The 13,042-nt window shown below is 34.6% G+C and carries 10 protein-coding genes; 4 read left to right on the top strand and 6 right to left on the bottom strand.

The features are described from left to right. Window positions 1–142: 142 nt before the first annotated feature. Entirely contained in the window at window positions 143–1,399 is a 1,257-nt protein-coding gene (locus tag BZG02_RS18185) for an aspartate kinase (RefSeq protein WP_101263179.1), read from the bottom strand. 353 nt (window positions 1,400–1,752) lie between these two features. Between BZG02_RS18185 and fbp the strand changes: the two genes are divergently transcribed. Next, entirely contained in the window at window positions 1,753–2,775 is a 1,023-nt protein-coding gene (fbp, locus tag BZG02_RS18180) for a class 1 fructose-bisphosphatase (RefSeq protein WP_101263178.1), read from the top strand. 156 nt (window positions 2,776–2,931) lie between these two features. On the opposite strand, the gene BZG02_RS18175 is transcribed toward fbp, so the two are convergent. The 4 genes from BZG02_RS18175 to BZG02_RS18160 all read right to left on the bottom strand — a co-directional run bounded on the left by BZG02_RS18175 (window position 2,932) and on the right by BZG02_RS18160 (window position 5,580). Continuing rightward, window positions 2,932–3,519: an LURP-one-related family protein gene (locus BZG02_RS18175; RefSeq protein WP_101263177.1), complete on the bottom strand. Its 588-nt coding sequence runs from the start codon at window positions 3,517–3,519 to the stop codon at window positions 2,932–2,934. A gap of 267 nt (window positions 3,520–3,786) precedes the next feature. Then, window positions 3,787–4,191 carry a hypothetical protein gene (locus BZG02_RS18170; protein ID WP_101263176.1) on the bottom strand — a complete coding sequence of 135 codons (405 nt, stop codon included), beginning with the start codon at window positions 4,189–4,191 and terminating at the stop codon, window positions 3,787–3,789. A 98-nt stretch (window positions 4,192–4,289) separates the two neighbouring features. Beyond that, the gene (locus BZG02_RS18165) at window positions 4,290–4,940 is read right to left on the bottom strand and encodes a membrane lipoprotein lipid attachment site-containing protein (protein WP_143470510.1); all 651 of its coding nucleotides are present in this window, start codon (window positions 4,938–4,940) and stop codon (window positions 4,290–4,292) included. Between the two features lie 4 nt (window positions 4,941–4,944). Next, window positions 4,945–5,580, bottom strand: a complete 636-nt coding sequence (locus tag BZG02_RS18160; protein WP_101263174.1) for a hypothetical protein — start codon at window positions 5,578–5,580, stop codon at window positions 4,945–4,947. Window positions 5,581–6,012: 432 nt separating this feature from the next. Here BZG02_RS18160 and mfd point away from each other — a divergent pair, with 432 nt between their 5' ends. Continuing rightward, window positions 6,013–9,363, top strand: coding sequence for a transcription-repair coupling factor (gene mfd, locus BZG02_RS18155; protein WP_101263173.1), 3,351 nt, complete (start codon window positions 6,013–6,015; stop codon window positions 9,361–9,363). A gap of 33 nt (window positions 9,364–9,396) precedes the next feature. Here the strand turns inward: mfd and BZG02_RS18150 are convergent, their stop codons facing one another. Continuing rightward, the gene (locus tag BZG02_RS18150; RefSeq protein ID WP_101263172.1) at window positions 9,397–10,509 is read right to left on the bottom strand and encodes a PAS domain S-box protein; all 1,113 of its coding nucleotides are present in this window, start codon (window positions 10,507–10,509) and stop codon (window positions 9,397–9,399) included. A gap of 204 nt (window positions 10,510–10,713) precedes the next feature. On the opposite strand from BZG02_RS18150, the gene BZG02_RS18145 reads away from it, so the two are divergent. Then, window positions 10,714–11,451, top strand: coding sequence for a type III pantothenate kinase (locus BZG02_RS18145; RefSeq protein WP_101263171.1), 738 nt, complete (start codon window positions 10,714–10,716; stop codon window positions 11,449–11,451). A gap of 251 nt (window positions 11,452–11,702) precedes the next feature. Next, window positions 11,703–13,040 (top strand): tetratricopeptide repeat protein, encoded by a 1,338-nt coding sequence (locus BZG02_RS18140; RefSeq protein WP_101263170.1) that lies wholly within the window; start codon window positions 11,703–11,705, stop codon window positions 13,038–13,040. Window positions 13,041–13,042 lie beyond the last annotated feature (2 nt).

Here is a 13,042-nt window from a genome sequence, read left to right as displayed (position 1 = left end):
CGATTCCCTGAAAAGGGAAAGATTCAAACAATCAATTTTTCTGCAAAAAAATAAGAGCATAAGCTGTTTAATGAGTTCTCCTCCTTTCAGGGGAGATGTCCGAAGGTCAGAGGGGTGAAATTCTCATCAAATAAATGAAAACTTATAGTAACACAAATTGCGCAGTATCTCTACTTCGTTGTTCCAGGAGTATTTGTCGGCCATTTGTCATACGTTCAACAGCGGTATCATTATGATGACGAATGGTAATCAATTCTAAATTCTCATTATATTTCACTTCAAAATTGATAGAGATTTCCTCAATTAAATTTTTCAATCTTCGATCTGAATTATCAACACATACCGAAAAACTAATTGCTGAATTCTGAATTAAATTCACTTTTACCCGGTGTTTTGCAAAAATAGAGAATAAGGCACTTAAATTTTCTTCTAGAATAAACGAAAAGTCACTTGGACGAATCGAAATTAACACCTGATCCTGTTTTCGGATATAAACCGGAATTAGCTGATCCTGTTTTTTGGAAGCAGTGCTAATTAAAGTTCCCGATTCGTTCAAATTAAGAAAAGAGCGCACTTGCAAAGGAATTTTCTTCTTCTTAATTGGTTGTATGGTTTTCGGATGAATTACTTTGGCGCCATAAAAAGCAAGCTCGATAGCTTCTTGATAAGAAATACGCTCTAATTTTTGCGCATCGGGCAACCATTTGGGATCTGCATTCATAATACCAGGAACATCTTTCCAAATTGCCAATTTCTCTACGTCTAAAATATAAGACAAAATTGCAGCCGTGTAATCAGAACCCTCTCGTCCTAATGTTGTGGTCTGATTTGTTGTTGTCCCTCCTAAAAATCCTTGCGTAACGTATACAAATGTATTTGTAAATCCGAAAGTTTGAGGCACTAATTTCTGCGAAAGCTCCCAATCAATTCGTCCTTCCTTATAAGTATCATCCGTTTTTAAACAAGTACGAATATCTACCCACCTATTCGGAGTTCCACTTAAACGCAGGTACTCCGAAACAATAGTAGTAGAAATCAGCTCTCCAAAACATACAATTTGATCGTAATCAAAATCATAACTTAAAGAAGGCGACTTTTGCAAATAAGCATCCAATTGACTGAATAAAGAATCTATTTTGGAAAAAACTAAGTCCTCCTTTTTGGAAAACAATTCATTGATAATCTTAAAATGGTATGCTTTCAAAGCATCTACCTGCAATTCAATTCCATCCTTTTTAGCTACAAAAGCATCCACTATCTCTTCCAAAGCATTGGTTGTTTTGCCCATTGCCGACAATACAATAACCATCTCCTCTCTGTAGGATTGTACTATTTTCACAAAATTTCGTACTCCATCAGCACTATTTACCGAAGCCCCACCAAATTTAAATATATTCATCAAAATATTGTTAAATAATTCGTACTCTAAAATTCCTGATACCCGTTTTCAAAATAAATATTGAAGTTACAAAATATTGTATCAGCATTACAAAGTTTGTGAAAATTAAAGGCTATTCTGTAATTCCTTTCACACTTTCTGCTTCCAAAAAAGAATAAAAACAGCCTTTGTACACAAAAATTACTAAGCAAGCCAAATAAGCTTGTTTCCTTAATAGCAATCACGATTCCAACACAACTAAAATTTAGAACCAAAAAACATTGTCGTAAACGTTTGAAATAAGTGCTTCGGCGTTTCATAAAAAAGCATAACTTTATCGCACCAAATGAATGTAAACCAAAAAGCCTTTAAAAATGACTGAACACAACAATGTTCAAACCCTTAATCAATTCATCATCCAAAGACAATCCGATCATCCTGGAGCAAAGGGAGAATTATCCCGATTGCTTCATCATATTGGTATTGCATCGAAAATTGTAAACCGTGCTGTAAATAAGGCAGGACTGGTTGATATTTTAGGTGAACAAGGGGATCGAAATGTACAGGGCGAAGATCAGCAAAAGCTAGATGTTTTTGCTGACACTCACTTTATTGACGCCTTAAAAGCCAGCGGAGAATGCTGTGCTGTTGCGTCGGAAGAAAATGAAGAAATCATCATTTTTGATGACGAATTGAGCAAACATGGGAAATATGTTTTCGCCATGGATCCACTCGATGGTTCATCCAACATCGATGTTAATGTTTCTATTGGAACCATTTTCTCTATTTACGAGCGTATTTCTCCGCGAGGAGAAGTTGCTAAAACGGAAGATTTCCTTCAGGAAGGAACCAAACAAGTTGCTGCTGGTTATATCATTTATGGTTCATCAACCATGTTGGTATACACCACCGGAAAAGGAGTAAACGGATTCACATTGGATCCATCAATCGGTGAATTTTGCTTGTCGCATCCTAACATTAAAACACCAAAAACCGGAACCATTTATTCCATTAACGAAGGAAATTACATCAATTTCCCAAGCGGTGTTAAAAAATACATTAAGTATTGTCAGGAATACGATAAGAAATCGAATCGCCCTTACACCTCGCGCTACATTGGATCTTTGGTGGCCGATTTCCACCGGAATTTATTGAATGGTGGTATTTTTATTTATCCGCAGACCAGAAAAAATCCAGAAGGAAAACTTCGCTTGATGTACGAATGTAATCCGATTGCTTTTATTGCTGAGCAAGCTGGTGGTAAAGCTACCGATGGGATGCAACGTATTTTAACCATTAAACCGACTTCGCTTCACGAGCGGGTTCCGTTTTATACCGGATCGACCAACATGGTGAAGAAAACCGAAGAGTTTTTACATTTTTTCAATAACATTTAAAAAGAGATGTGAGAAGCCAGATGTGAGAAATGAGATTGACTTTCAAAACTCATCCTCCATCGCTAGCTTAATCTAAAAAAACAAAAGCCACTTCTTGGGAAGTGGCTTTGTTTTTTATACCTATATAAAGTAAACGTTGTTCATTTTTTGAATCCTTTACTCTTTTAAAACCATATCGATACACATTACTGCTGCAAGAATTAGTATTCTCATCGGATTGTCTGAGGCTACTTTCTCATCAATCGTCAACATATAATTGTCTGCCGAAGTAAATAATTCTTTACCAATTCCAGCCCATTTTTTACTTACATGAGCAAACTCTGTTTCTCCTTTACTGAATTTAAAATCCCAACTTGTCCATTTTCCTTTGAGCGTACATAAAGTAGTTTCAGAAGAATCAATCACATCAAATTTACCTCCAATTGAGAAGAATTTTTGTTTGAATTTTCCTAATAGATTTTCATTCTCATCGAAAACTTCAACTGTCGACAAAAAGATAGAAACACCACGCTTTATCGTTAGCACTTTTTCTCCCGTAGCTGTTTTAATCTCAATATGGAAAGGAGTCATTCTCTTGTAATCGGTAAAGCGCAACATTTTGGTAAAAAAACCAAGCTTTTCTTCCCGACAGGCCATAATCATTTCCTGATTTTCAGGATTGTAAATATCAAAATTATTAGCGGCTTTGAACATGCCAACATGCTCCTTTACGAAAAATGAATTTCGGCTTAAAATTGGATTCATATTTATTCTGTTTTGTAGATTAGCCTTACTCCATTTTGTAAGGCTTAATAAAAAGTGATTTTAATATAATTAGTTATCACTTTAGGAAAAACACCCAGATTGTTTGGCTTACGATACTTCCTAAAACCATACTATTATCCATAAAGTTTTCGAAAGTAAACATTATTTGGATAAATTTATACTTTTTCAAAACTCTTGCTTCCTATTTATAAAGTAAAAAGCACTCCGAATGGAATGACTTTGTTTTCAATTCCTCTTAAAGACTTACTAAACAAAAATCGTTTTGCCCGACTCCATATTCAAGTTTGCCAAAACCTTATTCAATTCGCATAAAGATGATTCATCAATTAAGCCAACATCAATTTTCATTTCTCTACCCTTTGTCTTTAAAATATATTTTCCAGAACCCGATGTTATGGACTTAATTGCTGATAACTCCATTTTTTTTTGAAACAACGAATTCTTAGAAATAAAACCTCCTTCTATACTTAAATATTGATTTCTTGACTCATAAATAAAACTACCTATATGAAGCACTCCTAAAAATAAATACCCATAATCATTCCACCTCAACTCATCATCACTAATTACAACAATCGAACCTAATATCAACCATGCAATTCCAAAATACAGATAGTATTTTAACCTTTTCTTTTTGTATTTTATTTTCATGTTTCTGATCTATATTATTTGTAATAATCTATCTTTAATCCGTTTACAAGAACAAAACAATACTGTTAATACAAGTATTATTTTTCTCATATCTTTAATTATCTTCTTAAAGCCACTTTTATACTGTCGGGAAACCAAGGCAATACACCTGTACTTACATACTCATTGTAAACACTATCAATATCATACAATTGAGAAGAGACATTTAACTCCTTTAGTTCAGCTTGGTAGTTCTTCTTATCAAAAAAGAACTTGTAAGTCGTATCTTTCGTGTTTATTAAATACCAACGCTCTGGAACCAAAAAAGATCTTTTAGTGGAATCTATTAATACTAATGCTTGCTCATTCTCACGAGAAGGCCTATTCTTTAAAGGAAAACTAAATCCTCCTTTGCTATTAATAAATGCATAATTTCCAAACTCAGCACCTGTTTCTATGAGTTCTGATTCCTTGATACAACCATATACAACTCCTCTATCAGCTCCAATATCATTTATCGAAATAATATTAGCTCCAATAGAATGATAATCTATTTCATTTTTTTTGCCACTTAATAAATCATCAAAACTCATGAACCATTCAGGAGGAGTCGAAAGATCTTTATAAATAGCCAAAGGCTCGTATAAAGGAAGACGAGGACAATTTCGATTCCAGGTTGTTGCTTTGTAATACCGACTCACTTTAGACTTGGAATTATCACAGGCTGACAGTAAAACTGCCAAGCCCAATACAAATAATATTTTTCTCATCTCTTTAATCATTTATTGCAACAACCCAACTCCCTTGTATTTTTAATTCATCGTTGCAGCCAATCACATCATGATAAATAACCCCAAGAACAGTACATATCGCATTGTACTCCATAGAACGAGTTTGCCAATTCGGCCGTAAATCGAATGTATCGGTAAAACGATACGAAATTGTAATTTTTCCACTAGTATCAGCCTGAGCTCTATACCTTACGGGTACCGAACGCAAAAGCCAAGTTAGTTCGTTACAGGCAACTTGCCAAGTTGGACTGTACTCATCGGCCCATTTCGAAATTCCCAATGCTTGTTTCCACATAGCAGCATCTGCTCTTTGCCCTCCCAATTGAATATTTTTAGTTATACTCCGAGTAACAATCGCTTTTTTATAATCACTATCACTCTTAATGTCTCTAACAATGCTAGTCTGCAGACTTTGTATTTCAGGATCATTTTTCACTTTATTTAAGCCTTCGCCAGTAAGCTGAACAGTACTAGTTTGAAGCACGGAATGAAAGCCTGCACCATAAATATTCTCAATATGAGTTGGGTTTTGCCCTAAATATTTACAAGCTGCAAAAAACATTTCTCTTCTTGTTTCATGTCCCCAACCTGAACCTTTGTAATCTTCAAATTTTTTCATTCTTATAATATTTGTATTTTTATATGTCTTTAAAATAAACATAAGACCATTCACCTCTCAATGCTACCACACAAGCCAAGCGCAATCCTATTCTAGAGTATTATTTTTTATGATCACACTGTAAATTTAACAAAACATTGTGAATCGCACATCAAATACTATTATTTATTAAAATAAACAATAACCTCTCCCCCTTATAGTCATCAACTTACCTCCTCGGCATAGCATTTATACACATAAAACAATCGTTAAAATCATAATCGAAATATTAATTGCGTAACATTCATTAAAATTATTTGAATCCCTATTCTTACTTCTAAAATGCCTAAATAAGAATTAACAATAGCTTGTTTCCTGATCCTTTCCCCTTTTACCTTCTCCCTAAAATATTTTCCCTAAATTTGCGACTCAATAAATAAAAGGACAAGAGTTTTGGAACTAAAGCAGCTTATACAAATATTCTCCGAGCATCCTGCTCGATACAGCATCGAAAAATACTTGCAACAAAAGGACAAGTTTCAGCTTCACCTAAAAGGTTTGGTTGGTTCTTCGCTTCCCTTATTGCTTGCAGGACTGGAACCGGGCAAGCATCCTCATATTTTACTTTTTAACGATAAGGAAGAGGCTGCTTATTTTTACAATGATTTGTGTAATTTATTGGATGACAATACCGTTTTGTTTTTTCCATCCACCTTTAAACGTTCTGTTCAGTACGAAAAAACCGATAGTTCGAATATTATTCTTCGAGCCGAATGTCTGAACCGTTTAAAATCCGAAAAGCATCCTACTTTTATTATTACTTTTCCCGAAGCCATAGTCGAAAAAGTAATTAGCAAAGCACAATTAGAAGAAAACACGCTTAGTATTACCGTAGGAGAGAAGCTTTCGCCCGAATTTGTAGAAGAAGTTTTAATCGATTATGAATTTGAACGAGCCGATTTTGTTGTGGAACCGGGTCAGTATTCTATCCGCGGAAGCATTATTGATATTTTTTCCTTTTCGGATGAATACCCATTTCGAATCGATTTCTTTGGTGAAGAAGTAGATTCTATTCGAATGTTTAATGTGGAAAATCAACTTTCGATAGAAAAACTGAATACCGTTGATATCATACCAAACATTCAGGAAAGTCTGCTGAAAGATTCGCGAATATCATTTCTATCTTTTGTACCTGAAACGGCCACTTTTTGGTGCAAAAACCTTCAGTTTTCCTGCGATCGAATTCAATCCATTTATGAAAGCACACTCGAAAAAGTGCCGTACTTACAATTGGGCGAAGATTCGGTTTCTACAAAAGATTATCTGATAGACAGCAAAGAATTTTTGAATCAATTAACTAGTTTTTCGACCTTAGAGTTCGGCCAGAAATTCTTTTTTGCGGCTCAGGAAGAGGTGCAATTTAGCCAAAGTCCACAACCAGCATTCAATAAAAATTTTAAATTACTCGGACAACATTTACTAAACAACAACGCCAAAGCAGAATCGAATTATGTCCTTTCCGACAATGCGAAACAAATCGAAAGAATTCATCAGATTTTCGAAGATCAAGGCATTGAAGTAGAGTTTCAGGATGTAAATCATACCATTCACGAAGGCTTTTCGGATAAAGACCTCAGAATCTCTATCTTTACCGATCATCAGATTTTTGATCGTTACCACAAGTTTCAGCTAAAAAACGCTACGGTTCATAAAGCCAAAGAAACGGTAAGCTTAAAAGAGATTAATCAGCTGCATCCGGGCGATTACATTGTTCATTCCGATCATGGAATTGGACGATTTGGCGGTTTACATCTAATCGATGTAAACGGAAAACAGCAAGAAGTTATTCGCTTAGTTTACAAGGATAATGACATTCTGTATGTAAGTTTGCACTCGTTACACAAAATTTCAAAATACAAAGGCAAAGACGGATCTTCGCCAAAAATATACAAATTAGGCAATGGCACCTGGCAAAAACTAAAGGATAAAACCAAAGGCAAGGTAAAAGATATTGCCAAAGAATTAATTGCCCTTTATGCCAAACGAAAAGCCGAAAAAGGCTTTGCATTCAGTCCCGACACCTACATGCAACAAGAATTAGAAGCTTCCTTTATTTATGAGGATACTCCCGATCAGGTAAAAGCAACGGTTGCCACCAAAGAAGGCATGGAATCGCCCTACCCAATGGATCGACTAGTATGCGGCGATGTTGGTTTCGGAAAAACCGAAATTGCTATCCGCGCTGCTTTTAAGGCAGTTGCCGACAATAAACAAGTTGCTATTTTGGTACCCACCACCATATTGGCCTTTCAGCATTTTAAGACTTTTAACGATCGATTAAAAAATTTCCCATGCACGGTAGATTATATCAGTCGCATGAGAACCTCCAAAGATCAGAAACAGATTCTGAAAAATTTAAAAGCCGGACAAACCGATATCATTATTGGTACACACCGAATTATTGGCAAAGATGTTGAATTTAAAGACCTAGGTTTACTCATTATCGATGAAGAACAAAAGTTTGGCGTAGCTGTAAAAGAGAAACTAAAACAGTTTAAAGTAAATGTGGACACCTTAACCTTAACGGCTACACCAATTCCACGAACCCTGCAGTTTTCCTTATTAGGAGCAAGAGATTTGTCTATTATTAATACGCCACCACCAAATCGGTATCCGATTGTAACCGAAATTCATAATTTTAACGAAGACATTATTCGCGAAGCAATTACCTACGAAGTGGAACGAAACGGACAAGTTTTCTTTATTCACAACAGGGTTCAAAATATCAAAGATGTAGAGGCAATGATTCAGAGAACCGTTCCTGGCGTATCCACGGTAGTTGCTCACGGACAAATGGAGGGACCAAAACTAGAAAAAATCATGCTCGATTTTATTCGTGGCGATTTTGATGTTCTCATTGCAACAACCATTATTGAATCGGGTTTAGACATTCCCAATGCAAATACAATCATTATTAATAACGGTCAGAATTTTGGTTTGAGCGAACTGCACCAGCTAAGAGGCCGTGTTGGTCGATCGAACAAGAAAGCATTTTGCTATTTACTTACTCCTCCTCACGATTCCATGACTCAGGAAGCTCGTCAGAGATTAACTGCCATCGAAAATTTCTCCGAATTAGGAAGTGGTTTTAATATTGCCATGCAAGATTTGGATATTCGAGGAGCTGGCAATCTGCTTGGTGGCGAACAAAGTGGTTTTATTGCTGATATAGGATACGAAACCTATCACAAAATTTTAAATGAAGCGCTTCTGGAATTAAAAGAAAACGAATTTAAAGATGTGTTTAAAGATGAAAAGAAACCGGAAGGCAAAAATGTACTACGATTTATTAGCGAATGCCAAATAGATACCGACTTGGAAATTCTTTTCCCTGAAAAATATGTAGAAAGCATTTCAGAAAGAATTCGTTTGTATCGCGAATTGGATAATATTGAAACTGAAGAAGAAATTAATACGTTTGAATCTCAGTTAAAAGATCGTTTTGGAGAATTACCCGAACAATGTATCGAACTCTTAAATGTAGTTCGCTTGCGCTGGATTTCGTTAGATTTAGGAATTGAAAAGCTTATTTTAAAAAATGGAAAACTTGTGCTGTATTTTATTGCTGATCAGGATTCTGCTTTCTATAAATCGGCACAATTCAGTAAAGTGTTACAATTTTTACAAACACAAGTTGTTCCCTGCAAAATGAAAGAGTCGAAAAACCGATTAAGTCTTAGTTTCGAAAAAATAAAGAACATTAAAAAAGCCAGCGAAATACTGGCTCTAATGAATAATATCTAATCATATAACTCCGATCCATATTTTGGTCGGAGTTTATTTTTGAGAACAGAATTGATCCCGTATGTAACATACTACACCAGTATCCTCCCCTTTTTCATTTTTAAGCAAATTAGCAATTAGTTTCACATCTGTCTTTTTCTCCAAAAACTCTAATGTGAAATCGGTTTCATATTTCCCGCTTTTTTCAACCGGAATTAAAATATCTTCGGCAAACGATTTTTGCGCTTCGTAAACAAAAAGAGAAGCATAAGCTTTTCCAATAGTTTTGGCTTCGGTAACCCCAAAAATTCGCTCACATGCCCGGTTCCACGATTTCACATTCCCTTCCAAATCGAAAGTAACCACCCCATCATTAAAATTATTAATGATATTTGCTTTTTCGGCTAATAATTGACGGTATGCAAACTCTTGGGTGATATCTCGAACAATTAATTGTAGATTTTTCTTCCCATTAAATTCTATTTGCGCACCTGTTAAACCAACATCAATTAAATCGCCATGTATGCTTTTCAATTTAAGATGCGTATAGGCTATTCCCGTTTCTAGAGTTAGTGAATTCTCTAATCTCTCTTTAAAAATTGCAGAATAATCATCGGCCACAAACGATAACAATGGTAAACCCATTAAATCCTCAATATAGGCGGTTTTGAATAATTTCAATCCCAAACAATTTAAGTACTCAATTAAACCATTTTCATTAATTACTATAATAGCTTCGGGAGAATCGGTAATAAAATTTCGAAAACGTTGTTCCCGCATTTTCTGATCCAAATCGAATTGATGCTTATAAAAAGCCAACTCTATAGAAATACCAAGCTCCTTTTTGTCAATTGGTTTTACCAAATACCCATAAGAATGAATATTTATAACTCTTTGAATAGTACTCTCTTCGGTGTCGCTGGAAAGAAATATTACCGGAATATCAAATTTTGTTTTGATTAATTCGGTCGTTTGAATACCATCTAAATCGCCTCCTAGGTGCACATCCATCAAAATAATATCCGGCTTCGTTTTTTCGCATATTCGAATAGCTTCTTTTCCGTCTTCAACAATTCCAATAAGATCATATCCCAACTCTTTAAGGAACATCCGAAAGATGGTCGATATTAAACTGTCATCCTCAACAATTAAAATTTTTTTCTTCATCAATTATAAATTGAATGTATAAACGACTTTAACCTAGCTTGTAATGAGTACGCCTTCATTTATTTGGAATTCCTACAAATAAAAGCTTCTTATTTAAAACGAATATAAAAAACCTTTCTACCTCTAGATTAATATGCCTAAAGTTTACTAATTTTATGCGATTTTACAAGACATTTACAATAATTTACCTTCAATCCAACACTTTTGAATTTAATAGTAGATATAGGCAACACGCAAATAAAGGCCGGCTTCTTTGAAAACAATCAATTAGTTAGGCTTGAAAATTCGAATTCAGGAGAATTGGAATTCATTTCGAACTTAGTTTCGAAATGCGAAACGATACCTCCTATTATTATTTCTTCGGTAAGAAAATATCCTGAAGAATTAATTTCTGAATTAAAATTAGCTGGGAACGTAGTTCTTTTTTTCAATTCCAAAATTGAAACTCCGCTCGAAAACTTATACGAATCGAAAAGTACACTGGGCTACGATCGCTTGGCAGCCTGTGCTGGTGCGTTTGCCTTATACCCAAAAAATAACCTTTTAGTTATTGATGCCGGAACCGCTATCACTTTCGATTTTGTAAACAGCAAAGCCCAATATTTAGGAGGATGTATCTCGCCCGGATTAAAAATGAGATTTAAAGCTTTACATACTTTTACTCAGAACTTACCCGAATTGTCGAGAAATGAAACATTCCATTTAATAGGTAAAAACACCGATGATGCAATAGTATCAGGCGTTCAAAATGGCTTGATATTTGAAATTGATGCCTATATTAATAAACTAAAAATGATGCATTCTGATTTACAAATTATAATTACTGGAGGCGACGCTCATTTTTTAAAAAATTTGCTCGATAATAAAGTTAATTTTCATCCCGAAATTGTGTTAACCGGTTTGAATAAGATATTGGAATTTAATTTATTGAATCACTCTTAATAAGGAGTATTTTTTGCAACTTTATTTTTTATTTATAGTTTTGCAAAGACCTCCAAAATAAGGATGTTTCAAACAAATTTCAAGCTTGTACTATTTTTTGGTATGAGTTTTGCAGTTTTAGTTCCGACAAAACTAAAACTTTCGTTATATTTAGACCCTGATTAAAATAAATAGGATTTCGATCGGGAAATAGGAATAATAATTTTGGTTTTGAAATAAAAGATAACTTGATTATAAAAAAAAATAGTGATATGAAGACAAGACTTTTAATTGTAACAATGGCTCTTTTGTTTTCGGGTTTGTTTAAGGCGGAAGCTCAGACTTTGGAATCAAAATATGGATTGGATAGTGCGCAAACAATTTTGAACGCATCTCTTTACATAGAAATGGTAAAGCAAGGAAATTACAAAGATGCCCTTAAGGGATGGAGATACGTTTATAAAAATGCTCCTGCCTACCAAAAATCCACTTATATAAATGGTGTGAAAATAATGGAAGGTTTATACCGTTCTACTAAGAATGAAAAATATATCGATACCTTAATGATGGTTTACGATAACCGAATTAAATATTTTGGTACCGATCGTAAATACAATACAGGCTGGATTCTTGGACGTAAAGGTGGCGACTTATTTCAGTATAAGCCAAATGATGTTCCTGCGGTTAAAGAAGCATATGCTATCATGCAGAAATCTATTAAAATGCAAGGATTAGATGCTGAAGCCAAAGTAATTGCAAACACAATGGAAGCATCGAAAGTTTTGGTACAAAACAATCAAATTGAAGCGGAAGAAGTAATCGACAACTACCTTCTTTTCATGGATATGGCTAAGAAGCAAATGGATGCGGAAACAGATCCAGCTAAAAAAGATAATATCAACAATGCAAGATTAAATGTGGAGCAAATTTTCTTCGCAGCTGGTGTTGCTGATTGTGAAACTTTGAGTAATATCTTTACTCCTAAATTCCATGCTAATCACGATGACTTAGTTCTTATTAATAAAATTTTAAGAATGCTAAATCGTCAGGAATGTGAAGATGGAGCTTTGTATGCTGAAGTTGCAGAAAGAAAATACGAACTAGATCCAACTGCTGATGCTGCACACAACCTGGCAAAAATGTTTATCAAGAAAAAAGAATTTGATAAGAGTAAAGAATATTTAGTAAAATCAATCGAGTTGGAGAAAGAAGCTGATATTAAAGCAGATCTTCATTTCAAATTAGCTACTATCCTTTTAATGCAGGGACAATATAGTAATGCTAAATCGAATGCATTAAAAGCTGCTGGTTTTAGAGCTAATTGGGGACAACCTTACTTGTTGATTGGTAAAGCTTATGCTGCATACAGCAAAAACTACGGAACATCGGCACTTGAAAAGCAATCTGTTTACTGGGTAGCTGTTGATAAATTCTTAAAAGCAAAAGCTATGGATCCTGATTGTTCAGAAGAAGCTCGCGAATTAATTAATACTTATTCTCAGTATTTTCCTCGCAAAGAAGAAGCATTTTTTGAAGGAGTTAAAGAAGGTGATACTTACAAAGTTGGTGACTGGATTAACGAATCAACCAAAGCAAGATTAACAGAATAGAA

This window comes from Labilibaculum filiforme (assembly GCF_002843315.1).
GTDB classification, from domain to species: Bacteria; Bacteroidota; Bacteroidia; order Bacteroidales; family Marinifilaceae; genus Labilibaculum; species Labilibaculum filiforme.
Note: the sequence above shows the minus strand (reverse complement) of the source record. Positions and strands in the feature narration are given on the sequence as shown.